This is a genomic window from Synechococcus sp. J7-Johnson, assembly GCF_024345795.1.
Taxonomy (GTDB): Bacteria; Cyanobacteriota; Cyanobacteriia; order PCC-6307; family Cyanobiaceae; genus Regnicoccus_A.
The window spans coordinates 104,636-131,202 of sequence record NZ_JAGQBU010000002.1 but is presented as its reverse complement, the minus strand read 5'-3'; the positions used below and the strand labels follow the sequence as shown (position 1 = coordinate 131,202).

Here is a 26,567-nt window from a genome sequence, read left to right as displayed (position 1 = left end):
AGGACGAGGCCTGAATTGTTGGCCCACATCGCGTGGCTGGGCAAGAAGTCACCCTTCTGCGGCAACGTCACCTACAGCCTCTCAACCACCGAGCGGCTCCGGCAACACGGCCATCAGGTCAGTTTCATTCATTTCGATACTCCCGCCACTGGCCTCGGACGCTCCTTGGATCCCGGCCAACAACTGGACGGCACCCAACCGCGTAGCCTGGTCCCAACGGATTACCCCCGGGCTGGGGCTGATGAGGTGGCTCTGCCTTACCTGGTCAAATCCCAGGTGTACACGATTCCTTCGCCGGGAGCCCAGAGGGAGCTGAGGGAATCACTGGAGCGCCTGCGCCCCGACCTGGTGCACGCCAGCCTCACGCTCTCCCCCCTGGATTTCCGCTTGCCGGATCTCTGCCAGCACCTGGGGGTACCGCTGGTGGCCACGTTCCATCCCGCTTTCGACGCCGGCTTGCGCAACATCACCGCCGGAACCCAGCAGCTCACCTACCAGCTCTACGCCCCGGCCCTGGCCCGCTTCGATCGGGTGATCGTCTTCTCTGAACTTCAGGCCGAGGTGCTGGCCCGGCTGGGCGTGCGCGAGGAGCGGCTGGCCGTGATCCCAAACGGGGTTGATCCCGGCCTGTGGTGCCCCCCCGATCCGGCGGCACCCTCGCGGGAACTGACCAGTCTGCGGGGCCGCCTTGGCCAGCGCCGCCTCTTCCTCTACATGGGACGGCTGGCCACCGAGAAGAACGTGGAAGCGCTGTTGCGGGCCTGGCGGCTGGTGCGGCCGGCAGGCTGCCTGCTGGTGATCGTCGGTGATGGCCCCCTGCGCCAGGCCCTGCAGGGCAACAGCGACGAGCAGGACGTGCTCTGGTGGGGCTACGAAGCGAACCTGCACCAGCGGGTGGCTCTGCTGCAGGCAGCCGATGTCTTCCTGCTGCCCTCCTTGGTTGAGGGGCTCTCCCTGGCCCTGCTGGAGGCCATGGCCAGCGGCACCGCCTGCGTGGCCACGGATGCCGGCGCCGACGGGGAAGTGCTGGAGGGAGGCGCCGGCATCGTGATCAGCACCCAGGGCGTGACCACCCAGCTGCGCACGCTGCTGCCGGTGCTGCGCGATCAACCGGTGCTGACCGCCGAGCTGGGACGCCGGGCCCGGGAGCGGGTCCTGGAGCGCTACACCCTGGCCCGCAACATCGAGCAGCTGGAGGAGCTCTACGCCGAGCTGGTGCCCCAGGGCAGCCTTGCCGCCTGAGCCTCAGCCGATCGCCGCCTCGAGCCGCTGGCGCAGCTCGGCAGTGAGCTTCTCCACAGCCCCGCGGCGGTCGCGGCGGTAGGCGGTGCTGCTCTCGCCCACATCGATGGGCTCCGCCACCACCATGCGCACCCGCCAAGGGCCAAGCGCAGGCGGACGATCACCCTCGCGGCCACGGATCCAGGCGATCGCCCGCCAGAGGATCATCAGTACCTCCCCGTAGCGGTCGATGCTGGGCTTCTCGACCACATAGGAGCCGCTCACCGTGGCGAAATGCTCCACCAGGCGCATGTGGCCCATGCGGATGTCCGCTTCCCGCGCCGACCAATCGACCAGGCAACGTTCCACCTCGGACAGATCGTCCAGGTCGTCGCGGTAGATGCAGGCCCAACCTGCCTGCTCGATGCGGCGGCAGCGCTCGCTGACGCTGCCCCTGGGGGAGAGCTGGAAGTGGGCCTCGGCCACGGCCAGGGCCTGCTCCCGCAGCCGGCTCAACCGCTCGAGGAAGTCAGCGGCTGGAGCGCACTCCTCCCCAGCAGGGGTCCAGGGCGCGCAATCACTGCGCTGATAGAAGCCCTCCAGCAGGGAGAGCAGCCGCTCCGAGAGGGCGATCAGCCGTTGGTAGCGCTGCTGCTGGGCCTGGTCTGGATCAGCAGGCAACGGGGAGGCGGCCATCGGTGAGGTGGTGGATGGGCCGAGCAGGTCTTCCAGGCACCCCAGCAGGCGATCGATGGGTCCCCAGTCGTCGCTGGTGGAGAGATACTGAAGCCCGATCGGCACGATCAGCACCCGCTCGTGGCGCCCTGCCGCCGCCAGATCCTCACAGCACCAGAAGGCCATCTGGGCCAGGCCGGGCTCGAGGGGACTGAGCAGCTCGCCATGGTTGTTGGTGGCGCCCTCCGGGGCGATCGCCAGGGGAAAGGGGCCGTGGGCGAAGAGATTGCGGGCCGTCTTGAGGGCAAGACGGTCCAGCTTGCCCCGCTGGATCGGGATGCCGCCCAGCTTCGAGAGGATCCAGCCGGCGGCCTCCCCCGCCCAGAGGGGAATGCCGCGGTCGTAGAGAAACTGGCTGTGGACCGGGGCCTTGAGGCTCAGCCCAGCAGCTCTGGCCGCCCGGGGCACCTCCCGCCAGAGCAGCTGGGCCATCACCAGCGGGTCGGTGGTGCTGGGATGGCGGAAGGCGATCAGCAAGCGGCTGCGGCCGCTCTGGGCCTCGGCGAACAGGGCGGCAAGGCTCTCGCTGCCGCTAGTCTCGAAACGCACCAGACCCCGGGAACGCAACAGCATGGGCAACGCGGCCCTGCAGAGCCGGTGCACCCAGCGGCTGTACTGCGGCGGGATGAAACGAAGAGCCGGTTGGGCGGCCAGGATCCCGGCGCGAGGCATCAGCGGTCAGAGGGAGGCGTTAACGGGCGCTGTAGCGGTCGGATACCACAGACCAATCGACCAGGGACCACCAGGCATCGAGGTAGTCGGCGCGACGGTTCTGGTACTTGAGGTAGTAAGCGTGCTCCCAGACGTCGTTGGCCAGCAGCGGTGTGCCGCCCCCGGGAACCAGGTCCATCAGGGGATTGTCCTGGTTCGGGGTGGAGTTCACCTCGAGCTTGCCGTCGGAATCGGTGATCAGCCACACCCAGCCTGAGCCGAAGCGAGCCAGGCCTGCGGCCCGGAAAGAGGAGCGGAACTGCTCGATCGAGCCGAAGTCACGCACCAGGGCCTCCTGCAACGCCTCGCTGGGCTCCCCCCCCTGCCCGGGCCGGGTGAGGGAGGCCCAGAAGAACGAATGGTTCCAATGGCCACCAGCGTTGTTGCGGACGGACGGCGGGGCCTTGGAGGCCCGCGCCAGCAGGTCCTCGAGGCTGAGACCCATCAGGGCCGGATCCCTGGCGACGGCGGCGTTGAGATTGTCCACATAGGCTTGGTGATGGCGGTCGTGGTGGATCGTCATCGTGGTGGCATCGATCGCCGGCTCCAGGGCATTGGCGGGATAGGGGAGGGCCGGGAGCGTGAAGACTGGCGCCGCCGCCCAGGCCCCCTGGCCAGGCCAGAGCAGCAGCACCAGTAGCACCAGCAGCGGCGGAACGGCCCCCAGGGCACCAAGGATCCGTCGCATCGTCTAGGCCCGGGTGAACACCAGCCAAGTATGGACAGATCGCATGCCAACTCTGGACAACGGACCCCTGGCTGCCTCAGCGGAGTTCAACCCAGCTCGGCGCAGCAGGCAGCAAAGGCGGCAGCTGGATCGGCGGCGGCACTGATCGGACGGCCGATCACCAACCGGCTGGCTCCCGCACTGAGGGCGGCCGCAGGGGTCATCACCCGCCTCTGATCACCCGCCGCCGCCCCAGCAGGACGGATGCCGGGGGTGACCAGAGCAAAGGGCTCGGGGTGGGCCCGGCGCAAGGCCGCCACCTCCTGGGGGGAGCAGACCGCCCCACCGACGCCGGCGGCCACCGCCAGCGCCGCCAGACGGGGCACGTAGACCTCAGGGGATTCCGCCACCGCCAGCTCGGCCTTGAAGCGCGCCGCCTCCCAGCTGGTGAGCACGGTGACCGCCAGCAGGGTGGGCGGGTGAAGATCTTCCTGGGCCGCCCCCTCGAGAGCACCGGCCTGGGCCGCCTCAAGAGCTTCCCGGCCTGCGCTGGCATGGACCGTGATCAGCTCCGCTCCGAGCCGGGCGGCGCTGCGGCAGGCACCGGCCATGGTCACAGGAATGTCGTGGAATTTGAGATCGAGGAACACCCGCAGGCCCTCGCCTCGCAGCTGCCGCACCACCTCGGGGCCAGCGGAGCAGAACAGCTCCAGCCCCACCTTCACCATGCGCAGATCGGGAATCGAGGCCACCAGCGCCAGGGCCGAGGCAGCATCGGGCCGATCGAGCGCCAGGATGATCTTGTCGGCAGCTGGCCCTCCGGTGCCAGGAGTGGTCGTGGTGCTGACGCTCACGCCACCAGCCGCAGGAAGGTCTTCTTACCCAGTTGCAGCACCCGGCCCTCCAGCTCGGAGGCGGTGCTGAAGCTGCGGTTCACATCCGTGAGCTTCTCGCCATCGAGGCGCACCCCGCCGCCCTGGATCTGGCGCCGTGCCTCACTGCTGCTCACGCAGAGGCCGAGGGCGCTGAGCAGATGGAAGGCCTTGGCGGGGAAACCGATGGTGGCGAGGGAGGCTTCCGGGACCGTCCGGGCCGCCATCTCCCCGGCCACCAGGTTGGCGGCATCGGCCTGGGCGGTGCTGGCGGCGTCCAGGCCATGACACGCCGCCGTGATCGCCAGAGCCAGGGCCTTCTGGCGCTCCCTTGGGCTTGTTGGCCAGTGGGCCGGATCCAGGTCCGTGAGCAGGGTCAGGTACTGATCAGCCACCGCATCAGGCACCTTTTCCAGCTTGGAATACATCGCCAGCGGCCCCTCATTCAGGCCCACGGTGTTGCCAAGGCTCTTGCTCATCTTCTGCACCCCGTCGAGGCCCGGCAGGATCGGCAGCAGCAGACCGAACTGGGGCCGCTGGCCGAAGTGGCGCTGCAGGTCGCGGCCCATGGCCACGTTGAATTTCTGATCGGTGCCCCCCAGCTCCAGGTCGGAGGCCACAGCCACCGAGTCGTAGCCCTGGAGCAGCGGGTAGAGGAATTCGTGCAGTGAGATGGGGGTGCCTGATCCATAGCGGTTGGCGAACTCCTCCTTGGCCAGCATCTGACCCACCGTGGACGTACCCAACAGCTCGATCACCTGGGGCAGATCCAGACTTGCCAGCCACTCACTGTTGCGGCGCACCTCCAGGCGGCCAGGAGTGGTGAAATCGAGCAAAGCCCGCTCCGGAGGTTGCCCCAGACCCAGCTGAACCAGATAGGTGTCGGCATTGGCTTCAACCTCGGCTGCGCTCAACTGCACGCGGGTTGAGCTCTTGCCGCTGGGATCCCCAATGCGGGCGGTGAAGTCGCCGATGATCAGCACCGCCGTATGGCCGGCATCCTGGAACGCGCGCAGCTTGCGGAACAGGATCGAGTGACCGAGGTGGATGTCGGTGCCGGTGGGATCGATTCCGAGCTTGATGCGCAGGGGACGCTCGTCATTGGCGGCCTGCTTCAGCCGCGCAGCCAGGGATTGATCCGGATCCCCCGGCGATCCGGCGGGAAAGAGATCGGCCAGTCCGCGCTCCAGCCAAGGCGGCAAACCCTCCCCCATCGGTGCACCATGCGTCAGGGCGGATCGTAGGAAGCCGCCGGCCAGGCTCAGGCGCTGGCCTCCAGTTCCCGCTTCATCCGCTCCAGGGTCTGGTGCATCTGAGTGAACATCTGCTCAGGCGTCATGCCGAACTGCCCCAGCTGGGTGCGCAGCTGCTCCACGGTGAGCTTCGCCTGGAAATCCTCGGAGAGCTCGAAGCGTTTCATGAACACCTGATAGCGGCCCATCAGATCCTCCATCTGGTCGATGAACAGCTTCTTGCCTTCACGGTCGAACTTGCCGTAGTCGCCCCCCAGCTGGGTCATCTGCTGGTAGTCGGTGAACAGCCGCTTGGCTTCATCCTGAACGATCTCGGATTCGAAGAAGGCCATGGGGCGTGCCAGGCATGAGGCGATGACGACGATTCTGAGGGCCTCCAGCGCCCGGGGCGAGTACGGATTGACGTAACAGCCTGGCCACAGCCGCTAACTTCCCCCCAGTTGTGTGGAGCCTTCCCAGCGCCATGGCCAAGGGGCACTGGTTGGATCCCCTCGCCCGCAGCCTGCTAGAGGCCACGGGTCAGATTCGCCGTGCCCCCGAGCGCCGGAGGGCCGAGGGCCGTGAGCCGGAATGCCGTGAGCCCGAAAGCCGTGGCGACGACAGCGTCGAGCGCGACCTGCTGGCCCTCAAGCTTGCTCAGAATCCCGGTCTGCGCCTTCGCACTGCTGAGGAGGTGCGCCAGGCCGCGGCCCTGGGCTGGCGTCTGGATGTGAACCGCGCCACCGCCCCCGACTGGTTGCGCCTGCCGGGCTGCACTCCCAGCCACGTGGACCTGCTGCTGCGCCTGCAGAGCGGTGGCGTGCAGCTGAGTGGGACGGAGGATCTCCAGAACCTGCTCCATGTCGATGGGGAGCTGATCCGCAGCTGGACGCCGTTGCTGGAATTCCGCTGGTATGGCGACCCGCCGGCGGCACGCCCGGCACCGCTCGATCTGAACCGCTGCAGGGCCGAGCAGCTCGGGGCCCAGCTCGCCCTGGAGGAGTCCCGCTGCCGGCGCCTGCTGCAGGAGCGCAGCCGGGCACCCTTCCGCGACCTGGCCGATCTCCAGCAGCGCTTGCAACTCCCTGCCGAGCTGGTGGAGGACCTGATCGGGCGGGTGTGCTTCGGCCAAGGGCCCATCGGCCCCGAGTTGCCCAGGCCGCCCAGGCCGCCGGCCTCCCGCTGAGCATGACCAGGGGACGCCAGCAGGAGCTGTTCCAGGGGGGGGGGGGCGGCGGTGGCGGCCCGGCCCCAACGGCGCCTCCCCTGCTGCGAGACCAGCTGCTCGAGTGGCAACGGCGCCTGGCTGTGTTTCAGGGGCCGCTGTTCGAGGGCAGCGCCAGCGAGCATCAGCAGGCCAGTCTCTTTGGCGTGGACCCCAGCACCGGCTCCAGCGGCGACGAAGATCCCGAGGGGCGAGCCAGCCGTTTCGACCCCCTGGCCTTCCAGGCTCAGAACCTGCAGTTCTGGCGCTGGCCAGAACCGCCCCAGCTGGGCCCTGCCCTCTACCTGGTGATGGACCGACCGCCGCGGCTGGCCACGCCACTGCTGCTCTACGTGGGCGAGACCGGCCAGGCCGACCGGCGCTGGAAAGGTGAGCACGACTGCAAGGGCTACCTGGCGGCCTATGGCGAGGCCATGGGCCAGGCGGGCCTGGAGACCCGCTGCAGCATCCGTTTCTGCTGCGACGTGCCGCCCCGTGTGCGGCCACGGCGGGCCCTGGAGCAGGCCCTGATCCGCCGCTGGCAGCCACCGTTCAACAAGGAGACCCGCCAGCGCTGGAGCACCCCGTTCACCAGCGATCCGGTCTGAGCGCCGTCGCTACGATCGCGGCCCGATGACCGGCCCCCATGGAGTTCAGCTGTCCCTCCACCCCGCTGGCCGAATGGAGCGGTGACACCCTTGGTGTCGGCCTGTTCCAGGGCGAGACGGGCGAGCGCCTCGTGGCCCTCGAAGCACGCTTCGGCCCCGGACTGCAGGCGCTACTGGAGCGCCAGAGCTTCAAGGGCAAGCCAGGCGAGTGCGTCACCCTCACCCAGCTCCAGCCCACTCCCCTGCGGCTGGTGCTGGTGGGGCTGGGAGAACCGGGCCGCTTCGATCTCGACGCCCTGCGCAGCGGTGCGGCCGCCATCGCCACTGCTGCGGGTCCTGGCCTCACGCTGGGTCTGGCCCTGCCCGCCGAGGGGCTTGACCCTCGTTCAGCGGCGCGGGCCATGGCCGAGGCCGTCCGCCTGAGCCTGTACGTCGATCAGCGCTTCCGCAGTGAGGCTGACTCCAAGCCCATCCCAGAGATCATCAACCTGCTGGGCCTGGCCAACGGGGCCGCCGCCGGTCTGGAGGCGGTCGCGGCCACCTGTGCGGGCGTGGAGCTGGCACGGCAGCTGGTGGCGGCCCCACCGAACGTGGTCACCCCCCAGGGCCTCGCCGACACTGCCGCGACCATCGCCGGGGAGTTCGGCCTGGAGCTCAAGGTGCTGGAGCGCTCCGAATGCGCGGCCCTCGGCATGGGCGCCTATCTCGGGGTGGCCCAGGGATCCAGCCTGCCCCCCAAGTTCATTCATCTGACCTACCACCCGGAGGGCGAAGCCAACCGCCGGCTGGTGTTGATCGGCAAGGGACTCACCTTCGATTCCGGCGGCTACAACCTCAAGACCGGCGGCTCCCAGATCGAGATGATGAAGTACGACATGGGAGGCAGTGCCGCGGTTCTTGGGGCAGCCCGGGCGATCGCCGAACTGCGGCCAGCCGGCGTGGAAGTGCACGTGATCGTGGCCGCCTGCGAAAACATGATCAGCGGTGAGGCGATCCACCCGGGCGACATCCTCACCGCCTCCAACGGCAAAACCATCGAGGTCAATAACACCGACGCGGAGGGCCGCCTCACCCTCGCCGATGCCCTGGTGTACGCAGCCAAGCTGGAACCTGATGCCATGGTGGACCTGGCCACACTCACCGGGGCCTGCGTGATCGCCCTGGGCGAGGAGATCGCCGGCCTCTGGTCTGCCAGCGACAAGCTGGCCGAAGCGCTGGTTGAGGCGGGCCGCAGCAGTGGGGAGGCCTTCTGGCGGATGCCCTTGCAAGCCTCCTACAAAAAGGGGCTCAAGAGCCCGGTCGCCGACATGAAGAACACCGGGCCCCGCCCAGGCGGGGCCATCACCGCCGCGCTGTTTCTGCAGGATTTCGTGCCTGCCGATCTGGCCTGGGCCCACCTGGACATCGCGGGTACGGTCTGGAGCGACAAGGGACGGGGCCTGGACCCAGCTGGTGCCACAGGCTTCGGCGTCCGCACCCTGGTGGAGTGGGTGAGCTGCGGGGGTGCGGCTTAGGGTTGGCACCGCTGACGCCGGACCCCGACGCCATGGCTGCTCAGAAGATCCGCTGGTACATCCGCGCTCAGCTGGGGGTCCTGCTCCTGCCGCTGGGTCTCTGCTTGGTGGGAGAGGCCATCACCCGCCGCACCCTGCAACTGGCGGCGCTCAATCAGAAACTGGCCGAACCAGGTCCCTGGTTCTGGTACGGAACCCTCGGCCTGATCTGCGTGACCGCAGGTGTGGGCCTGATGGTGGAAAGCGGCCTGCTGCGCGGTTACCCCCGCAGCCCCCGCGCGGGGGCTGGCCACCCCAACTGAGGAGGCTCAGGCAGCCACCCGACTCGCTGACGAGCCCATCAACGACTGGGGCTCCCGAGCGCTCGGATCCATGGGCTTCTCCAGCAGGCTGCCTGGTTCCTCCAGTTCATGAATCTGCCAGCGGGCCCGCTCGCCAAAGGAGGCCAGCAGGCGATCCAGATCATCAACCGCTTGCTTGGGACTGGTGTAAGGCCCAATGTGGCGAGTCACCAGTCCATCCCGGATCGTCAGCAGATACATACAACGCACGCAACCTTGACTCCGTATGGATTTACCGTAAGCGGCCTGCTCGGATCTGGGAAGGGTTGGGTGGTTCCTCTTTGAGCCAGCCGGCACTGATTTCAGATTTTCGGACGCCACGGCAGCGATCCGCGAGCACGTGAGCCCCAGACCTGATCAAGCCTCCTGTCGCGGCCGCAGGACCAGCGGTAGTAGCTGTACTGGACCTTGTTCCGATCGGCGTAGTTCTGGTGATACGGCTCGGCGGGCCAGAACTGGGTGAGCTCCCGGATCTCCACCTTGATGGCGCTGGGCTTGAGTCCCAGCTCCCGGGCGGCCGAGGCCAGGCTGGTTCGGGCCTGATCCCGCTGGGCGGTGCCGCTGCTGAAGATCACGGGGCGGTAGCTGGGGCCTCGGTCGCAGAACTGACCGCCGCCATCCAGGGGATCCACGTTCCGCCAATATGCGCGCAGGAGCGTGGGCAGATTGATCCGTGCCGTATCGAAGCGGACACGCACACTCTCGATGTGGCCGGTGCCGCCAGCCGTCACCTGGCGATAGGTGGGGTTGCTGACACTGCCACCGCTGAAGCCACTGACCGCCTCCACAACCCCAGGCAGGGATTCCAGATCGTGCTCAAGGCACCAGAAGCAACCGCCGGCCAGCACGGCCTCCTCGACGGCAGCCACCGCTGGTGCGGCGGGGAGAACCAGCAGCAGCAGCGTCAGCAGCCAGGGAAGGAGCCCCATGGACAGTCTGAGCGATGGCTTCACGTCTCGGATCCCGTCAGCTGATCGAGGATCTCACAGGCCGCTCGACAGGTCACACCCGGCTCCCCGAGCAGGTTGCGCAGCCGGCCGTAGCCCTCCAGCATCCGGGTCCGCTCTGAGCTTGGGTCCAGCAGGGGCAGCGCGGCGGCCACGATCGCCTCCGCGGTCAGGTCGTCCTGGAGCAGTTCCGGCACGAGACGCTCCCCCAGTACAAGGTTCACCGGAGAGATGTGGGGCACGTTGAAACCCAGCAGCCGTTGGGCCACAAAGGCTGTGACCCGGCTGAGCCGGTAGCCCACCACCTGGGGAACGCCGCGCAGGGCCAGCTCCAGGTTGGCTGTTCCCGATTTGGTCAGGGCCAGATCGGCGGCAGCACAGAGGACCGGCTTGAGGGCATCGGCGCGATCGGCTGGAATCACCGTGGCATCCACCCCTGCCCGCTCCAGTTGTTCGGCCAGAGGAGCCTCGAAGCTGGCCAGCCCGGCCGGCACCATCACCCGCAGCCCTGGCCGCAGCCGCTGCAACTCGGCCGCCGCTCCCACAAGCGACGGCATCATGTACCGCATCTCCTGGGGGCGGGAAGCTGGGAGCAGCAACAGCAGCTGCTGGCCAGGGGTAAGTCCGAGCTCCCCGCGGGCCTGTTCAGGGGTGGGCGGGGAGCCGAGGGTGTCGAGCAACGGATGGCCGACCCAGGTGACCCTTGCACCGCGGGAGGCATAGAAGCTGGCTTCCTCGGGAAAAATTGCCAGGATTCTGTCGGTGAAACCGATCAGACGAGTGGTTCCCCCCTCGCCCAGGCGGAAGGCCCACTCCTGGGGAGCGATGTAATAAGTGATCGGCACCGCAGGAAAGCGGTGGCGAATACGACGTCCCAGGCTCACATTCGCCCCCATGTAGTCGATCAGCACCACCCCGTCGGGTGGGCAGCTGGAGAGCCAGCGACCCACCCGCCGCTGCAGCCGCAGGGTGGGCAGCACCAGGGGCAGAGCCTCCCAGAGTCCGATCGCCCCCATCGGAGCGGTGTTGGCCAGGAGATGGGAGCCGGCCTGGCGCATGCGCTCTCCACCGAGAGCATCGATCTGCAGGGCCAGATCCCGTCGCTGGGCTTCGGCGTGAAGGGCCTTGATCAGCAGACCGCCCTGAAGATCCCCCGACACCTCACCGGTGCTGATCAGCAGCCGCACCATCAGCGCTGGTGGGGCAGGGGGCCGCGGCGTCCTGGGGCGATCGAGGCCTCGAGGAAGCTGCAGAGTTCTTCGGAGGCCGGCAGGAGGGTTTCGGCGCGGATGTGGGCCAGGGCCTCCGCCAGCACCTCATGGCTGCGGTAGAGCCGATTCCACACCGCCAGAAGCTGCTTGAGCTCGGCTCCGCCCTCCCGATCGACCAGGCCATTGCGCTTGAGACCGATCCGGTTAAGACCACGCAGGCGGCCGGGGTGTCCCTCCACGATCGCGAACGGAGGCACATCGCGGTCGATACGGCTCATCCCCCCCACCATCGCCAGTTTGCCGATGTGCACGAACTGATGGATGCCCAGCACTCCGCCGATCACCGCCCGATCGCCGATCACCACATGCCCGGCAATCGCCACGCTGTTGGCCACCACGATCCGGTTGCCCAGCAGGCAGTTGTGACCCACATGGCTGTAGGCCATCAGCAGATTGCCGCTGCCCAGGCGCGTCTGCTCACCATCTGCGGTGGCCCGATTGATCGTGACGCACTCGCGGATGGTGTTGTCGTCGCCCATCACCACCTCGGTGGGGGCACCGCCGTACTTGAGATCCTGGGGTTCAAGGCCGATGCAGGCGCCGGGGAAGATGCGGTTTCCAGAGCCCATCGTGACCCGGCCATCGATCACCACATGGGGACCGATCTGGCAGCCGGCGCCGAGCTGCACCTCGGGACCGATCACGGCAAAGGGGCCGATCTGGACACCCTGGCCAAGCTGGGCGCGGCTGTCGACCACCGCGGTGGGGTGAATCGTGGTTTCCACGGCTGTGCGGGTCATGGCCTCAGTCAACCAGGGAGAACATCAGTTCCCCGGAGCACACCAGGCCTCCATCCACAGTGACTTCAGCCCTCACTTTGCCGAATCGCTTGCGTTTGAGACTGAGCAGTTCGCAGCTGATGCGCAACTGATCACCGGGCACCACCGGCCGGCGGAAGCGCACCCCGTCGATGCCGGCGAAAACGAACAAGCCCTTGGGCAACTCCGGCATCTGGGTGACGATCAGACCACCCACCTGGGCCATGGCCTCCACGATCAGGACGCCGGGCATCAGGGGGCGGCCAGGGAAATGGCCCTGGAACTGGGGCTCGTTGAGGGTGACGTTCTTGAGGGCGACCGCCCGCTTGCCCGGTTCGTACTCGATCACCCGATCCACAAGAGCGAAGGGATAACGGTGAGGCAGCAGGTTGAGGATCTGCTCGGAGGTGAGCAGGGGGGCGTCAGCGGGAGGAACGGACAACGGGCTTCAGGTCGAGCGGGACGGAGCGGCCAGGGCCGCCGCCAGGGCAGTGTGCAGCCCGTGGGATCCACGGAAGGCGAAGATCTGGGCCTGGGGCAAGCCCGCCAGCGCCAGGTCCCCCAGCAGGTCCAAGAGCTTATGGCGCACCGGCTCCTGGGGGAAACGCAGGGGCGGGTTAAGCCAGCGATCCCCATCACAGACCAGAGCACTCTCCAGATCACCCCCCCGGATCAGGCCAGCGGCACGGAGTTGATCGATCTGTTCGCGGAAGCCGAATGTGCGCGCTGGCGCAATCTGCTCCACGAAGGCGGCGGGTGTGAGTTCAAGGAAGTAGAGCTGACTCCCGATGGCGGGCTGGCTGAATTCGATCGCTGCACCGATCCGGGGAGCATCGCTGGGCAGGGCGGTGGCGAAGCTCAGGCCCTGCTGAAGGGTGATCGGAGCCTCCAGGGACCTGAGGGGCTCTCGGGGACCCAGGTGCTGCAGGCCCGCTGCGGCGATGGCCTCGACCCAGGGCAGGGCAGAACCATCGAGCAAAGGAATCTCTTCACCCTCCACCAGCAACTCCACATGGGAAAGGCCTGTTCCTGCCAGCGCCGCCAGCAGGTGCTCCACCGTGGCGAGACGGCGCTGATCGAGGCGGAGCGCCGTGCACAGCTGGGTATCGCTCACCTGGGATGGGTGAAGCTCCACCGGCTCCAGTGCCGGGGCATCCAGCCAACCCACCACGTAGCCGGGACGCTCACTGGGCTGAAGGCGCACGCGGCAGGGGCTGCCACTGTGCAACCCAACGCCTGTGCGCTCGACCGCCGTCGCCAGGGTCCAGGCCTGGCTGTAGTCCTCCGGCCAGACGATCACTAGAACTTCCAGCCCACGCCGAGGTTGAAGCGCCAGTCGCCGGTGAAACCCTCGCTGGCCACCTCCAGACGCAGGGGACCCACCGGTGTGGTGACGATCAGCCCCGTACCCACGGAGAAACCACTGCCGGGTTTGTCGAGAAGCGAACCAGGGTTACCAGGCACACCTGACTGGCTGCCGAAGGTGGTGCCGCCATCAACAAACAGCTCCCCGCTGACGATGCTGAACAGGGGAAACCGGTATTCGATCGTGAATTCGCCAAAGCTGCGTCCCACTCCCAGGTCGCAGTCGGCGTAGCCGCGCACGGAGTTGGAACCACCCATGCAGAAGGCTTCGTAGGGCGGCAGATCACCGATGTTGGTGCCGGCAGAGAACTGGAACGCCAGGGTCTGCTTGCAGTCGGGAGTTTCACCCGGCTTGGGCCGGCAACCCTTGTAGAACTGCAGCCAATTGACCGGAATGAAGTAGCTGTAGCTGGCCCGCAGACGGTTGAAGGTGGGCGAATCAGGGCCGACGGAGACGTATTGCTCGGTGCCGACGCTGAGGAAGGAACCGGAGGTGGGGTTGCGGGGGTCGTTGAGATTGTTGCGGGTGGCCGCCACCCGCAACGCCACCAACTGGTTGCTGCGGGCACAGTTGAAAGCGATGCAGATCACATCGTCGACAGGAGCATCCGAGCCATCGAAGTTGTTGGTACTCACACCGAAGCGGCGGTTGGAGCCGGTGAAGTTCATCGGCGTGACTTCCTGGGCACTGGCGCCGAGAACCACACTCCAGAGCGCCCGCTTGAAGGGGTTGCCGCCATTGAGGGGGCGAACGAACTGAATGTTGCCTCCAGCACGCTGAATGGCGACGGAATTGCCTTCGTAATCAAACCAGCTGTTGTTGGGCGACTGCGACTCGGCTTCGGACACCGAGCGAAAGGTCTTGCTCTCAGGGTTGTTGTTGTTGTTGATGTTGTAGGCAACATTGGTGCCCGGGGCTTCGTAGAAGTCCGAGACCGTGTTGATATTGCCGTTGTCCTGACTCTGGAAGACCTGGGGAACGTCGCGACTGAGGAACACCCGGGCGCGGAAAGCCGTGCGGTAGGCATCTCCTTTGATCCAGGGATCAGTAAAGGAGATGTCGGCCAGACCACCGAACTGCCCATAGGTGAAGTTGACCCCCAGATCCCAGGCACGGCCGAGCAGGTTGCTGTCCTGGAGCTGAATCTGGCCGAACACACCCTGGCTCTGGCTGTAGCCGAGGCCGCCGGAGAGGGAACCCGACGACTGCTCGACGATGCCCAGAACGATCACCACTTCACCCGGCTTGGCCGGCACGGGCCGCAGGGTCACCTTGATGTCACCAAACAGGCCAGTCCCGTAGAGACGCTTGATGTCGTCCTCGAGGTTGCGGCGGTTGAATGTCTCGCCCGGCTTGATCGAGATCTCACGGCTGACGACCCAGGGCTTGGTTTTGCCACGGATCGGCTCCCCCTTGTCGTTGGTGGCCGAGCCTTCCTTGTTGAGGAATTGAACCTCCACCCCCTCGACGGTGCCCTCTCGCACATTGAGCAGCACCGTCCCATCGGGACTCACCCGGTTGGGACCGGTGACCCGAGCCAGGGAGTAGCCCTGATCGGAATACCACTTCTGCAGCTCCTGCATGCGGGATTGCAGGGTGTTGAGGTTGAGGGTTCTGCCGTAGTCCGCGGCGAAGGTATCCGCCAGGACAGCCGGCGGCAGCTTGACCTTGGCGGCGTCGAACTCGACCTTCTGCAACACCGGATTGGCGGTGGTGATCACCACCACCTGCACCCCAAGGGGGCCATCCACAGGCTGGATGCGCACATCCGAGAACCAGCCGCTGGCGTAGATGGCGGAGAGGTCCGTCTGCAACTCGCTGCGCGTGACCCGGCTGCCGGGCCGCACCACCATGGCGTCGTAAACGGCCAGCTCCAGGCGCTCACGCTCGGGGTGACCTTCAAGACCCTGAACCACCACCTCACTGACCAGGACCCGCGGTTCATCCGGCTTGGCCGGGGTGAGGCTTTCAGGGCTGATCGAAGTGGGCGCGCCGACAGGCGGGGTTGCCGGCGTCGCAGCAGGATCGGGAACAGGGGTGCCGGCGTCTTGGGTGGCCGGTTGAGCCTGAGGAGCCGTGGTGTCAGGAACCGCTTCGCCGGGGTCTGGAGCGGCCGGAGTCGGCTCTGCCCCTGAGGTGGGAGCGGGCTCTGCGGCCTGGGCCACTTCGGCAGCCGGCTGGCTCTGGGCCGCGGCCCTCAGGGGATTAACGACCGCAAGAAGTGCCAGCAGGGGCAGCCCCAGCCAGACGGTGAGCGGCATGGGCCGAGGCCCAGCCTCGGAGAAGGCAGTGCCAGTGCGGGCGTTGGTGATGACACCCATGGGTCTCCGAGTCAAAGCGGCAGTGCCGCAAATTGCCGTGACACTACTTGTATGTGCTCGGCCCCTGGATCACCCCTTGGACCCGTTTGAGGACCTCCCCATAGGCCTCAATCACCCCGCCGAGGTCCTGGCGGAAGCGGTCCTTGTCCAGGATGCGCTCCTTGGCATCGGCCACGTCGAGGTCCCAGAGGCGGCAGGTGTCGGGACTGATCTCATCGGCCACCACCAACTGGCCGTCGGCCGTAAAACCCAGCTCGAGCTTGAAGTCGACAAGCTGCAGTCCGATGCCGGCAAACAGCTCCAGCAGCAGCGTGTTGACCTGACGGGCCAAGGCTTCCAACTCCAGGCGCTCCTGGCTGCTCACCAGAGCCAGCCGCTCCAGCCGGGCCTCGCTCAGGAAGGGATCCGCGTAGGCGTCATCTTTGAAGTAAAGGTCGAGAAGCGGAGGATCCAGCGGCACTCCGGGCGCAATCGGCATCTGCTTGCACAGCGATCCGGCTGCCAGGTTGCGAATCACCACCTCAAGAGGGATCACCCGCACCGGCCGCACCAGCATCCAGCGCAGGCCTTGCACCCCCAGGTAGTGGGTGGGCACCCCCGAGCGCTGAAGGTGCTCGAACAGCAATGCTGAGATGCGGCAGTTCAGGGCACCCTTCCCCTCCAGCTCGGCCTTCTTGAGGGCGTTGAAGGCGGTCGCTTCGTCCTTGAACTCCACGGCCAGCAGGTCAGGCTGATCGGTCTGGAAGACCCGCTTGGCCTTGCCTTCGTAGAGGAGTGGGCCCAGCTGAAAGGCGGTCATGGGGTGGTGGGCTCGGCGGAATCGGGGGCGGATGGGGTCCCTGGCTCCTGGGGCGCCAGGGTGGCCGGCTGAGCTGCAGAGGGCGCATGGCCTCCCTGCTTGCGCGGAGAACGAAGGCGCCGCTCCAGGACTGTGTTGCGCTCAGCCTCGGAGGGATCATCGCGCTGCAGCAGCCATTCGGCGTAGGCGTCGTCGATGCGGCGACTGAGGCGCAACCGCCTCTGCCGAGCTGGTTCCGGATCGCCCCCTTCGAGCCGCTGCAGGGCCTGCTGGTCATCAAGCAACTGGGCCGCCAGACCCCAGGCCCCAGCGACAGCGGCCTGATCAAGGGCCATCTCAACCAGGGCGTTGCGCTGGGCCAGCGGAAGGTCATCGAGCAGCGCAGCCGCCAGCTTCAGCCGCTCAGCCCCCACCACACCCGGCAAGCGCCCGGCCAGCAACACTTCAGCCGCTTCCTGCCGGCGGCCCATCGCCGCCAGGTGGGAGGCGAGCACGTCGAGCGCCGAGCGGGTATCAAGGGTGCCATCATCCCGCAACCGCACCGGCAGAGCCATGGTCTCCAGGCGGCTGCGCTCCCCGGCACTCAGCCGTCGCAGGGCTTCAGCCGCACGGCGATGGTTGAGGCCGGCATTCGCCGCCCGCCACTGCAGGGTCAGCCACTGCTGCCGCTCCAGCCCAGGACCCGGTCCATAGCGATCCAGCACCGACAGGGCTGCCTCCGGTGCCAGGCAACTGATCAGAGCATTGGCATTGGCGAGCACAACCGGCAGGGGCTGGGGAGCGGGGCGCAGGGCCACCAGCCGGTCCTTGAGTTGGCGGAGCCGCACGGGAAGATCAAACCGGGCGGCGTCCTGGCAGGCCTGCTCCAGAACCGTCAGCTGATCGGACGCCAGAGCGGCTGCAAACACCTGCTCGTCCATCGGCAGAGGCGTCACGGGCGCCGGCACTGGCTGTGGCACTGGCCCTGGCAGCAAAATCGGCTGCGATTGGGCACGAGCACCCCCCGAAACGCCTGCGCAGAGGAACAGCAGCGTCAGCAGACCTGCCGCTCGCCCACCCCGGCGGGCCAGGGCACGGCATGCCAGCGGTGCAGCGGGAACCACCGGCAAGTAAAGAAGGAATGACACGGCTGGCGGTCCACCAGAGGGCAACCTAAGGGAACCGATTGGCCACCTCCGCCGCTCCAGCCCCATGACAGCTTCGGTCCAGTTCCCACCCTCCGCCTCCTCCGAGGCCAGCGTGCAGCGGCTGCTGGTGGTGGGCTCAGGCGGCCGTGAAAATGCCCTGGCCTGGGCCCTGTCACGGTGCCCTGGAGTGGAGGGTGTCTGGGTGGCTCCAGGCAATGGCGGCACGACCCAGCTGGAGGGCTGTGAGTCCCTGGCCATCAGCGAGTCCGACCAGGAGGGCCTGCTGCGCGCAGCCCTGGAGCTGGGGGTGACCCTGGTGGTGGTCGGCCCTGAGGGACCACTCGCCGACGGCCTGGCCGATCGCCTGCGGGCCGGGGGCCTGGCGGTGTTCGGGCCGGGAGCCGACGGGGCCCGGCTCGAAGCCAGCAAACAGTGGGCCAAGGCGCTGATGCTGGAGGCGGGAGTGCCCACCGCCGGTTACTGGGCCGCCTCGAGCCGCAGCGAAGCCCTGGAGGTGCTGGGGCGGGAGGGTAGGCCCCTGGTGGTGAAGGCCGATGGCCTGGCGGCCGGCAAGGGGGTCACAGTGGCCGAGAGCATTGAGGACACCCGCGCCGCCATCGAAGACATTTTCGCGGGCCGCTTCGGAGAGGCCGGCCAGAGCCTGGTGCTGGAGGAGCGACTGAGCGGTCCTGAGGTGTCGGTGTTTGCCCTCACCGATGGTCGGACGATGGTGCTGCTGCCGCCGGCCCAGGATCACAAGCGCATCGGGGAGGGAGACACCGGGCCCAACACTGGCGGGATGGGGGCCTATGCCCCTGCTCCCCTGCTCGATGCCGCCGCCCTTGAGCATGTCCGCCAGGTGGTGCTCGAACCCACCCTGGAGGCCCTGCGCCAGCGGGGCATCGACTACCGAGGCGTGATTTACGCCGGGCTGATGCTCAGCGACGACGGCGCCAGGGTGATCGAGTTCAACTGTCGCTTCGGCGATCCCGAATGCCAGACCCTGATGCCCCTGCTGGGCGGGGAACTGGCAGCTGTTCTGCTGGCCTGCGCCCAGGGAACCCTGGATCAGGCGCCGCCCCTGACCATCGCCGGGGGCTGCAGCGCCTGTGTGGTGGCCGCAGCCGAGGGCTACCCCGGTGAGGTGCGCCGGGGGGATGCGATCCACACCCAGCCGCTGACCACCCCTAAGCGACAGCTCTTCCATGCCGGCAGCCGCCTGGAGGAGTCGGGCACCTGCGTGACCGCAGGGGGCCGGGTGCTGGCAGTGGTGGCCCAGGCGGAGGATTTCGATGCGGCCTTCGCCAGTGCCTACGCCGGCCTTGATCAGGTGCATTACGAAGGCATCACCTTTCGCCGAGACATCGGTCACCAGGTCCGGCGCCCCTAGGGTGCCAAAGCAGCTTCGCTTCCAGGCGTGAACGACGCCTTGCCGTCCTCAACCCCCAGCCCCGACAGCGGCGGCGCCATGCCTTTGCCTCCTGGCTGGTGGGAGCAACTGAAGCTCTGGTGGGCGGAGTTCAGCCTCCAGACCAAGCTGCTGGCGGTGGCCACCCTGGTGGTCAGCCTGATGATGACCGGAATCACCTTCTTGGCGCTCAATGGCATCCAGAGGGATGCGCGCATGAGCGACACCCGTTTCGCCCGGGATCTGGGCCTGCTGCTCTCGGCCAATGTGACGCCGCTGGTGGCGGAAGGGAATGACCGGGAACTGGCGGCGGTGGCTGAACGCTTCTGGCGCTCCAGCCGCAGCCTGCGCTACATCTTTTTCGCCGATCCCGAAGGGGTGATTTATCTCGGGATTCCGATCAGCGCCACCAACGGCGGCAGCGAACTGCTGCTCAGCCGTCGCCTGGAACTGCCCGCCGAACTGCAGCGCCGCCCCCAGAACCCCCTGATCCGGCAACACCTCAGCCCCGATGGCCAGGTGACCGATGTGTTCGTGCCGATGGTGAGCGAGGGGCGCTATCTGGGTGTGCTTGCCCTCGGCATCAACCCCAATGAGGCGGTGCTCGCCAGCGCGGCCCTCACCCGGGAGGTGACCGTGGCGGTGTTCATCTCGATCTGGGTGCTTGTGATCCTGGGGGCGGTGTTCAATGCCCTCACGATCACACGCCCGGTGAAGGAATTGCTGCGGGGTGTGCGCGCTATTGCCGGTGGCGATTTCGAGGCCCGCATCGCCCTGCCCGTGGGCGGAGAGTTGGGGGAGCTTCTCAATGGCTTCAACGACATGGCCTCCCAGTTGGAGGTCTACGACGCCGCCAACATTGAGGAACTCACCGCCGCCCAGGTGAAGCAGCAGACCCTGATCGCCACCATGGCGGATGGCGCGGCCCTGCTTGATGGCGAAGGGCGGATCGTGCTGGTCAATCCGACCGCCAGGCGGCTGTTCCGCTGGGAAGGCCGCAACCTCGAAGGCAACGAACTGGGCAGTGAACTGCCCGATGTGCTGGCGATGGAGCTGCAGGGACCGCTGGATTCCCTGGTCAGCGGGGAGAAGGACAGCGCTGATGTGCGCTGCAGTTTCGGGGAGCCGCCGCGCACCTTGAGGATCGTTCTGCAAACCGTCAAAGATGCCGCGGGGGAAAGCCTGAAGGGCATTGCCATGACCGTGCAGGACCTGACGCGAGAAGTCGAACTCAACGCTGCCCAGAGTCGCTTCATCAGCAATGTGTCCCATGAGCTGCGCACCCCGCTGTTCAACATCAAGAGCTACGTGGAAACGCTGCACGACCTACGCGATCAGCTGAGCGAGGAAGAAACACAGGAATTCCTGGCGATCGCCAACGCCGAGACCGACCGCCTCACCAGGCTGGTGAACGACGTGCTCGATCTCTCTCGGCTGGAATCCGAGCGCACCTGGATGCTGGAGCCGATGGAAGTGCGCCCGGCCATGGAGCAGACCCTGCGCAACTACCGCCTCAACGCTGAAGAGAAAGGGGTGCAGCTGGAGCTGGAGGTGGATGCTCATCTGCCCAGGGTGCGGGGCAACTGGGATCTGCTGCTCCAGGTTCTCGATAACCTCGTGGGCAACGGGCTCAAGTTCACCCAGGCCGGTGGCAGCCTGATGCTGAGGGCCTACCCCTGGCCCGACTCCTGCCATTTTGATCCCTCCAACCGACCAGCCAGTGATGCTCCGAGCTGTGAACTCAGCTCACCCCTGCCACGGCTGCGGGTCGAGATCGCTGACTCGGGCGCAGGTATTTCCCGAGAAGATCAGCACCGCATCTTCGAACGCTTCTATCGGGTGGAGAATGCAGTTCATACCGAGGCAGGCACCGGGCTTGGTCTTTCAATCGTGCGTGGCATCCTCGAGAAGCACGGCACGGACATCCAGATGGCAAGCGAGCCTGGGGTAGGGACCACTTTCTGGTTCGACCTGCCCCTGGAGCAGGCCGACAGCGATGAGCTGATGGTGGAAGGGGAGCGCCGCTCCCAGAAGTCCCGTCTGGCTGAGCCGAATCTGGCCGAGGTCTAGTCGGCTCTAGAACGTGACCTCGCCATCGATGCCGCGGGCGATGCGCGAGAGCTCGGCCCGCTCATCGGTGGTGACCCGGTGGGGAACACCACTGATGATGCGCTCGAAGTTGGAGAAGGAATCCTTGATTTCCGGGCCACTTCCAGTGATCACGAACTCACGGATTCCTTTGTCATGCCATGAGCCACGCATCTTGAACACGTTGATGGCTCGAGCCATCTCACCACGGATTTCCACATACTGAAGCAGGATGATCGTGTCAGTGATCGTGGAGATGTGGGAGTCGGTGATGGAATGACTGCCCATAAATTCCTCTGAAGTATTGGTGAAGAAGCCGGCGATCTCCTCCTGCTTGGCATAGCCTGTGACCCCAATCACGAATTGCCTGAAGGCGTTGTGACTGACCCCCCTCGAGAGGGCTGAGAGGGAATCGATCGCCATCCGTGCCGGCTTGAACTCGCTGATCTCCGTTTTGATGATCTGAAGGTGGTCTTCAAGACCTGTGGATTCCGGGTAAGCGCAGATAATCTTGAGCATTCCATCCTGCTCCATCTGCTCGAAATCGATTCCCCAGCTGGTGGCATTGCGGAGCAACTGAGCCCGCGACTCCTCATAGGCGAAGAGGATGGCACGTTCCTTGTTGTTGTAGGCATCTTCGACGAACTTACTCACCAGCAACGTTTTGCCGGTGCCGGTGGCACCCGTCGCAAGGATGATCGAATCTTTGAAGAAGCCGCCGCCGCACATTTCATCGAGTCGCGGCACCCCTGAGCTGAGGCGCACATTCGAAGAGCGCTGGGTGAGCTGCATCGCCCCAAGTGGGAAGATAGCGACCCCATGGGCTCCCATGGTGAATGGAAATTCACCCTTCATGTGGGTCGTGCCGCGCAGCTTGAGAATTTCCACGGTGCGCCGTCGACGTTCGCCTTCAAGCACGTTGCGCAAGATGATCACATTATCGGAGACAAATTCTTCCACGCCGTAGCGGGCAATTGGGCCATATTCATCAATTCGCTCGGTCGTCATCACAGTGGTGACACCAATTTCCTTCAGCCTGGCGATCAGGCGAAAGATCTCACGGCGAACCACCGAAACGGCGTCGTACTGCTGAAAGACAGCAGTGATCGAATCAATGGCCACTCGCTTGGCCTTATACTTACGAATGGCGTAGTTAATCCTCTCGATCAAACCGGACAGATCGAAGTTACCTGCCACATCCTGGCCATCCGGGTCGGGGGAGGCATCCAGGATGAAGAGCTTATCCTGATTCACCAGTTCCTGCAGATTCCAGCCAAAGCTGGAGGCATTGCGGATGATGTCGAGGGGAGACTCCTCAAAGGTCACGAAAATCCCAGGCTCGTCAAAGTGACGGATGCCGTTGTGGAGAAAATGCAGGGAAAAAACCGTCTTTCCCGTGCCCGAAGTGCCACTGATCAGCGTGGAGCGCCCGATCGGCAAGCCCCCCTGACAGATGTCATCAAGGCCTTCCACACCTGTGGGCAGCTTCTGCAATCTCATGCTGGGCTGGCTGACGGCATCGAAATCCTGCATAGGGCGTTTGACCTAGACCCAGAATCTAGGTCCCAGTCCGGCACAGAACAAAAAAGGAAGGGGTGATCTAAAGAATTCAGATGTCATCAGAATCAACCATCATCTCTTCGGAGATCTGGTGGTCAGTGAGTTCATCATAAAGCAGGTCAAGACCGATCAACACCCGTTCGCGATCGGAGAGATCCCCAATGATCCGACGCACCGGTGGCGGCAGGATCTTGGCCAGTGTGGGGGTCGCCAGGATCTTGTCTTCTTCGGCCAGCTGAGGATTCTTGAGAACGTCAATCACCTTGAGGGCGTAGACACCCTTGAACTCCTGCTCAAGAATCAAGCGTAGTGTTTTGAGGGCCCGCATCGAATTCGGGGTGTTGCCAGCTACGTAAAGCTTGAGGATGTAGGTTTTCTGTGGACTCATGATTGCACCTGGGATGCGGTGATGACCTTGCCGACCATTCCGTCGTTGGCCTTGACTGACGTCTCTGGGGGAAGTGAGCGGCGGTACATTTCACAGAGATGGGCCATGACATCAAGCAAAGCAAGGCGATAGTCCTTGAGAAAATCCTGCCTGTGGCCTTCCAATTGCAGTTTTTTCCAGAATTCGTCAATCATATCCATGTGGATTTCCACTGTCTTGGCAATGGGTAGATCACTGAAGAAAGCCGTATTCACGAAGCTTTCCAGGGCTTGGTTGGCTGCTGTCTGATCATGAAAATAGCTGATCAGCAGATCCCGATAGGTTCTCTGCAGGGAACGCAGAAGCAATTTTCGCTCAGCCGCAGGGAGATTGCGCAGAAAGCGGGAGGAATCACGCTTGTAGAACACCCCCAGGTAGCCAAGCCTTTCGCGAAGGCGATGGGGCAGCCTCCAGTTGGATTGCTCACTCTCCCCAGCGTGGGAATCGCTGGCCTCGAGGTCATCCCCCGATCCTGGTGAACTTCTACGGCGCAGGCAGCGGGAAATGGCCGCATCGAGGCTGTAGCTGAGCTGCTCCATCTGGTCGGGAGGGAGATGCACTTCGTCCTTGAAGTACTCCATTTGGCCGCTGATCGGCCCCAACACCACCGCCGGCAGGATCATGCCCTGGGCCCGCAGCCGCTGGAAGGCCTCAACGGAGAGCACCCCAGGCTCGAGCAGGACCGCATCGAACTGATCCCAGCAGCGCTCAAGCTCGGCTGCAGGATTCTGACGCAGGCCCAGCTCCATGAGCTCATAGCGACCCTGCGGCAACCAGGTGCTGCAGGCCTGGCGCAACGGCTCATCGCGGATCAGCGAGGCCACGGTGAGCGCCGGCTGGGTCATGGGGAGAGAAACGGCGGCAGCGGTTGACAGACCTTAGTGTTGACGACTCGGCAGGCAAAGAGAGATGATCGTTCGTTGTTGATCGATTGGTTGTGCGAGAGGCATGAAACAGTGGTGAGTTGGAAGCGGCGAAGGTCTCCCCAACTCCCACTGGCCTGTCCACGCCCCCTGAGCCCATGAGTCCAGCCACCGAGAGCCCCGCTCCCGAAAGTCCAGCCATCGCAGTGGAAAGTTCCACTGCCGTAGCCCCGGGAGCCGACCTGTACGCGATCGCCGAAGCCTCCGGCCAGCAATTCTGGTTCCAGCCGAACCGCTACTACGACCTCGACCGCATCGCCGCCGAGGTTGATGAGACGGTGACCCTTGAGAACGTGCTGCTGGTCCGCGATGGACATGGCACCAATCTGGGCCACCCTTATATCAGTGGCGCCACCATCGAGCTCAAGGTGATGGCCCATCGCCGCGGTCCGAAGATCCTGGTTTACAAGATGCGCCCGAAAAAGAAAACCCGCCGCAAGAACGGGCACCGTCAGGAGCTCACCCGGGTGATGGTCCAGTCAATCAACGTCAACGGAAAACCGATCGACTGAGCGGTCAGGCCTTCGGCCCATTCAGAAATCCTTCCACCAGCTTCCCCCATGGCACACAAGAAAGGCACAGGCTCCACACGCAACGGACGTGACTCAAATTCCAAGCGCCTCGGCGTCAAGCGCTACGGCGGAGAAACCGTCACAGCCGGATCCATCCTCGTGCGCCAGCGCGGCACCTCAGTGATGCCTGGCGTGAATGTTGGGCGCGGATCCGACGACACCCTTTTCGCCCTCGTGCCGGGTGTGGTGAGCTTCGAGACGATCAAACGTGGTCTGCGCGCCCGCAAGCGCATCCACGTGGCCCAAGCCGCTTGATCCCGATCAGGCAATCCAGTTCTTCCACTTCAGCTCATTCCATCAACCGGTAAGCCCGGGTGGTGATCAGGTAGGGGTGGAAGACCTCCAGAAACCGGTTCTGCAGGGTGCGAAAGAACCGCTCCACCAGTGCTGGATCATCAAAGTGGAAGGGATATTCCCCCGCAAAGCCCTGGAAGAAATACCAGTTGAGCAGGGCAATGGACCCATGCTTCATGCGGGCAGCGAAACGCTCCAGCTGCCCGGCTGGATCGCTCAGATGTTCAAGAACATCCAGGCACACCACCGTATCGAAATGCTGGGGCAGGCCAGGATCCCCCAGGTCTCGGCAGATCTTCAGTCGATCGCTGAGCCCGAAGCGTTCGGCCCTCTCGGCCACGAAGGCCCGGTTATGGGGGTTGAGGTCCACGAACCAGACCTGGTCCACCTCATCCAGTGCCGCGGCAGCCAGAGCATGGGTGCCGATGCCACCCCCGAAATCGAGCACGGTTCCACGGGCAAAACGGGTCTGCAGCCGCAGGGTGTCGCCGATGTAGTCCGCACTGCCCAGGTGCCAGGCGGCCAGCTCCAGCAGATGTCCGGTGCCCACGGTCTGCTCATAGAACGCCTCCACCCGCTGCGGATCGAAGCCCAGCCCACCGGGATGCAGAGAGGCCAGATCCGCGCAACTGCGCGGCAGGCGCTCCTCCAGCTGGTCAGGAGTCAGGCCCAGATAGGAAGCCAGCTGCTGGCGCAAGGCAAAGCCATCGCCAAGAAAGGACTCAAGATCAAGTCCCTCACGCACCGCACCGCTCTCACCGTCCAGGGTCGCGACTGGGCCGGGCAGGGGGCTCACACCTTCAGGCAAATGACACGCTTCTGAAACTGGAGGCAGGTTACGGCGAGCCCAGATCCTCCAGCTCCGCGCCGGCACCGGGCACCTCCAGCCAACGGCGCAGCCAGGCCACCAGCAGATAGAACGGCAGGGTGTCGAGCAGGGCCGCCACCAGCTTGAACAGGTAGCCGCTGGCGATGAAGCTCCCCAGCTGGGGCAGCACCGCCTCCTCGCCCCGAATGGGGAGCACGTGCGCGGCGTAGTGGCTGATCAGCACCACGGCCGTGGTGTCCACCAGCTGGCTGACCAGGGTGGAGCCGTTGTTGCGCAACCACAGCGCTCGTCCGGCGGTCAGGCGCTTCCAGAAATGAAACAGCCGCACATCCGTGAACTGGGCGGCCAGATAAGCCACCATCGAGGCCCCCACCGCCCCGAAAGCCAGGGATCGCATCTCATAGAACAGCGGCAGGCGCTCACCAGCCAGCGCCAGCGGCAGGCCTGCGCTGCCCCCATGGCCATCCAGCCCAGGCAGGATCCCCCCCAGCCAGAGAATCAACACGATCCAGCCGTTGAGCAACAGGCCCACCCACACCAGTTGACTGGCCTGCCGCTCCCCCCAGATCTCGCTGATCAGGTCGGTGCAGAGGAAGGTGAGCGGATAAGGCAGGGCCCCCACCGCCACCACGATCGGCCAGCCACCGATCGAGCCCAGGGTGAGAAAGCGGGTGAGGCCAAGAATGTTGAGCATGCCCATGGTGCCCAGAAACAGACCGGCCAGCACGAGAAAAGCCAGATCACGGCGCTGCTGCAGGGTCACGGGTGAAGG

28 protein-coding genes are annotated in these 26,567 nt (G+C 65.5%); 9 read left to right on the top strand and 19 right to left on the bottom strand.

Annotated elements, in window-relative coordinates; all coding sequences use genetic code 11:
• Positions 1 to 18: 18 nt before the first annotated feature.
• Positions 19 to 1,242, top strand: a complete 1,224-nt coding sequence (locus KBY93_RS01955; RefSeq protein WP_255092557.1) for a glycosyltransferase family 4 protein — start codon at positions 19 to 21, stop codon at positions 1,240 to 1,242.
• A 3-nt stretch (positions 1,243 to 1,245) separates the two neighbouring features.
• Here KBY93_RS01955 and KBY93_RS01950 read toward each other — a convergent pair whose 3' ends face one another.
• The 5 genes from KBY93_RS01950 to KBY93_RS01930 form a co-directional block, all read right to left on the bottom strand.
• Positions 1,246 to 2,628 carry a 1-acyl-sn-glycerol-3-phosphate acyltransferase gene (locus KBY93_RS01950; protein ID WP_255092555.1) on the bottom strand — a complete coding sequence of 461 codons (1,383 nt, stop codon included), beginning with the start codon at positions 2,626 to 2,628 and terminating at the stop codon, positions 1,246 to 1,248.
• A gap of 19 nt (positions 2,629 to 2,647) precedes the next feature.
• Positions 2,648 to 3,355 (bottom strand): superoxide dismutase, encoded by a 708-nt coding sequence (locus KBY93_RS01945; protein ID WP_255092554.1) that lies wholly within the window; start codon positions 3,353 to 3,355, stop codon positions 2,648 to 2,650.
• An 86-nt stretch (positions 3,356 to 3,441) separates the two neighbouring features.
• Positions 3,442 to 4,188 carry an orotidine-5'-phosphate decarboxylase gene (pyrF, locus tag KBY93_RS01940; protein WP_255092553.1) on the bottom strand — a complete coding sequence of 249 codons (747 nt, stop codon included), beginning with the start codon at positions 4,186 to 4,188 and terminating at the stop codon, positions 3,442 to 3,444.
• The gene (tyrS, locus tag KBY93_RS01935) at positions 4,185 to 5,420 is read right to left on the bottom strand and encodes a tyrosine--tRNA ligase (RefSeq protein ID WP_255092552.1); all 1,236 of its coding nucleotides are present in this window, start codon (positions 5,418 to 5,420) and stop codon (positions 4,185 to 4,187) included. The genes pyrF and tyrS overlap by 4 nt, the downstream gene beginning before the upstream one ends.
• Positions 5,421 to 5,467: 47 nt before the next feature.
• The gene (locus KBY93_RS01930; protein ID WP_255092551.1) at positions 5,468 to 5,791 is read right to left on the bottom strand and encodes a DUF1825 family protein; all 324 of its coding nucleotides are present in this window, start codon (positions 5,789 to 5,791) and stop codon (positions 5,468 to 5,470) included.
• Positions 5,792 to 5,922: 131 nt separating this feature from the next.
• Here KBY93_RS01930 and KBY93_RS01925 point away from each other — a divergent pair, with 131 nt between their 5' ends.
• From KBY93_RS01925 to KBY93_RS01910, 4 genes are read left to right on the top strand one after another with little or no spacing between them, the layout of a single operon-like run.
• Positions 5,923 to 6,624, top strand: a complete 702-nt coding sequence (locus tag KBY93_RS01925) for a hypothetical protein (protein WP_255092550.1) — start codon at positions 5,923 to 5,925, stop codon at positions 6,622 to 6,624.
• 2 nt (positions 6,625 to 6,626) lie between these two features.
• Complete coding sequence (locus KBY93_RS01920; protein WP_255092549.1) at positions 6,627 to 7,250, top strand: GIY-YIG nuclease family protein; 624 nt, start codon at positions 6,627 to 6,629, stop codon at positions 7,248 to 7,250.
• 38 nt (positions 7,251 to 7,288) lie between these two features.
• Positions 7,289 to 8,764, top strand: coding sequence for a leucyl aminopeptidase (locus tag KBY93_RS01915; RefSeq protein WP_255092548.1), 1,476 nt, complete (start codon positions 7,289 to 7,291; stop codon positions 8,762 to 8,764).
• Between the two features lie 32 nt (positions 8,765 to 8,796).
• Entirely contained in the window at positions 8,797 to 9,066 is a 270-nt protein-coding gene (locus KBY93_RS01910) for a hypothetical protein (protein WP_255092547.1), read from the top strand.
• 6 nt (positions 9,067 to 9,072) lie between these two features.
• On the opposite strand, the gene KBY93_RS01905 is transcribed toward KBY93_RS01910, so the two are convergent.
• The 9 genes from KBY93_RS01905 to KBY93_RS01865 form a co-directional block, all read right to left on the bottom strand.
• Entirely contained in the window at positions 9,073 to 9,306 is a 234-nt protein-coding gene (locus tag KBY93_RS01905) for a hypothetical protein (RefSeq protein ID WP_255092546.1), read from the bottom strand.
• 101 nt (positions 9,307 to 9,407) lie between these two features.
• Complete coding sequence (gene msrA, locus KBY93_RS01900; RefSeq protein WP_255092545.1) at positions 9,408 to 10,034, bottom strand: peptide-methionine (S)-S-oxide reductase MsrA; 627 nt, start codon at positions 10,032 to 10,034, stop codon at positions 9,408 to 9,410.
• Positions 10,035 to 10,054: 20 nt separating this feature from the next.
• On the bottom strand, positions 10,055 to 11,242 hold the full coding sequence (gene lpxB / locus KBY93_RS01895; protein ID WP_255092544.1) for a lipid-A-disaccharide synthase: 1,188 nt from the start codon (positions 11,240 to 11,242) through the stop codon (positions 10,055 to 10,057).
• The gene (gene lpxA, locus KBY93_RS01890) at positions 11,242 to 12,063 is read right to left on the bottom strand and encodes an acyl-ACP--UDP-N-acetylglucosamine O-acyltransferase (RefSeq protein WP_255092543.1); all 822 of its coding nucleotides are present in this window, start codon (positions 12,061 to 12,063) and stop codon (positions 11,242 to 11,244) included. The genes lpxB and lpxA overlap by 1 nt, the downstream gene beginning before the upstream one ends.
• Before the next feature lie 4 nt (positions 12,064 to 12,067).
• Positions 12,068 to 12,523 carry a 3-hydroxyacyl-ACP dehydratase FabZ gene (gene fabZ, locus KBY93_RS01885; RefSeq protein ID WP_255092542.1) on the bottom strand — a complete coding sequence of 152 codons (456 nt, stop codon included), beginning with the start codon at positions 12,521 to 12,523 and terminating at the stop codon, positions 12,068 to 12,070.
• 6 nt (positions 12,524 to 12,529) lie between these two features.
• Complete coding sequence (gene lpxC, locus KBY93_RS01880) at positions 12,530 to 13,381, bottom strand: UDP-3-O-acyl-N-acetylglucosamine deacetylase (RefSeq protein WP_255092541.1); 852 nt, start codon at positions 13,379 to 13,381, stop codon at positions 12,530 to 12,532.
• A complete protein-coding gene (locus tag KBY93_RS01875; RefSeq protein ID WP_255092540.1) occupies positions 13,381 to 15,708 on the bottom strand; it encodes a BamA/TamA family outer membrane protein in 2,328 nt (775 codons plus the stop codon). The genes lpxC and KBY93_RS01875 overlap by 1 nt, the downstream gene beginning before the upstream one ends.
• A 103-nt stretch (positions 15,709 to 15,811) precedes the next feature.
• Positions 15,812 to 16,567, bottom strand: a complete 756-nt coding sequence (gene purC, locus KBY93_RS01870; RefSeq protein ID WP_255092539.1) for a phosphoribosylaminoimidazolesuccinocarboxamide synthase — start codon at positions 16,565 to 16,567, stop codon at positions 15,812 to 15,814.
• A complete protein-coding gene (locus tag KBY93_RS01865) occupies positions 16,564 to 17,502 on the bottom strand; it encodes a hypothetical protein (RefSeq protein ID WP_255092538.1) in 939 nt (312 codons plus the stop codon). The genes purC and KBY93_RS01865 overlap by 4 nt, the downstream gene beginning before the upstream one ends.
• Positions 17,503 to 17,758: 256 nt before the next feature.
• On the opposite strand from KBY93_RS01865, the gene purD reads away from it, so the two are divergent.
• Positions 17,759 to 19,084: a phosphoribosylamine--glycine ligase gene (purD, locus tag KBY93_RS01860; RefSeq protein WP_255092537.1), complete on the top strand. Its 1,326-nt coding sequence runs from the start codon at positions 17,759 to 17,761 to the stop codon at positions 19,082 to 19,084.
• Positions 19,085 to 19,162: 78 nt separating this feature from the next.
• Positions 19,163 to 21,172 carry an ATP-binding protein gene (locus KBY93_RS01855; protein WP_255092630.1) on the top strand — a complete coding sequence of 670 codons (2,010 nt, stop codon included), beginning with the start codon at positions 19,163 to 19,165 and terminating at the stop codon, positions 21,170 to 21,172.
• Positions 21,173 to 21,178: 6 nt separating this feature from the next.
• Here KBY93_RS01855 and kaiC read toward each other — a convergent pair whose 3' ends face one another.
• The 3 genes from kaiC to KBY93_RS01840 all read right to left on the bottom strand — a co-directional run bounded on the left by kaiC (position 21,179) and on the right by KBY93_RS01840 (position 24,022).
• Entirely contained in the window at positions 21,179 to 22,723 is a 1,545-nt protein-coding gene (gene kaiC, locus KBY93_RS01850; protein WP_255092536.1) for a circadian clock protein KaiC, read from the bottom strand.
• A 76-nt stretch (positions 22,724 to 22,799) separates the two neighbouring features.
• Positions 22,800 to 23,138 (bottom strand): circadian clock protein KaiB, encoded by a 339-nt coding sequence (gene kaiB, locus KBY93_RS01845; RefSeq protein ID WP_255092535.1) that lies wholly within the window; start codon positions 23,136 to 23,138, stop codon positions 22,800 to 22,802.
• Complete coding sequence (locus tag KBY93_RS01840; protein ID WP_255092534.1) at positions 23,135 to 24,022, bottom strand: circadian clock protein KaiA; 888 nt, start codon at positions 24,020 to 24,022, stop codon at positions 23,135 to 23,137. The genes kaiB and KBY93_RS01840 overlap by 4 nt, the downstream gene beginning before the upstream one ends.
• 176 nt (positions 24,023 to 24,198) lie before the next feature.
• Here KBY93_RS01840 and rplU point away from each other — a divergent pair, with 176 nt between their 5' ends.
• Together rplU and rpmA are read left to right on the top strand one after the other, a co-directional pair.
• Entirely contained in the window at positions 24,199 to 24,612 is a 414-nt protein-coding gene (rplU, locus tag KBY93_RS01835) for a 50S ribosomal protein L21 (protein ID WP_255092533.1), read from the top strand.
• Positions 24,613 to 24,660: 48 nt separating this feature from the next.
• The gene (gene rpmA, locus KBY93_RS01830) at positions 24,661 to 24,927 is read left to right on the top strand and encodes a 50S ribosomal protein L27 (protein ID WP_094554711.1); all 267 of its coding nucleotides are present in this window, start codon (positions 24,661 to 24,663) and stop codon (positions 24,925 to 24,927) included.
• 34 nt (positions 24,928 to 24,961) lie between these two features.
• On the opposite strand, the gene KBY93_RS01825 is transcribed toward rpmA, so the two are convergent.
• Both KBY93_RS01825 and KBY93_RS01820 read right to left on the bottom strand, forming a co-directional pair.
• Entirely contained in the window at positions 24,962 to 25,711 is a 750-nt protein-coding gene (locus KBY93_RS01825; RefSeq protein ID WP_255092629.1) for a bifunctional 2-polyprenyl-6-hydroxyphenol methylase/3-demethylubiquinol 3-O-methyltransferase UbiG, read from the bottom strand.
• A 91-nt stretch (positions 25,712 to 25,802) separates the two neighbouring features.
• Positions 25,803 to 26,558 carry a queuosine precursor transporter gene (locus KBY93_RS01820; RefSeq protein WP_255092532.1) on the bottom strand — a complete coding sequence of 252 codons (756 nt, stop codon included), beginning with the start codon at positions 26,556 to 26,558 and terminating at the stop codon, positions 25,803 to 25,805.
• Positions 26,559 to 26,567: the final 9 nt, after the last annotated feature.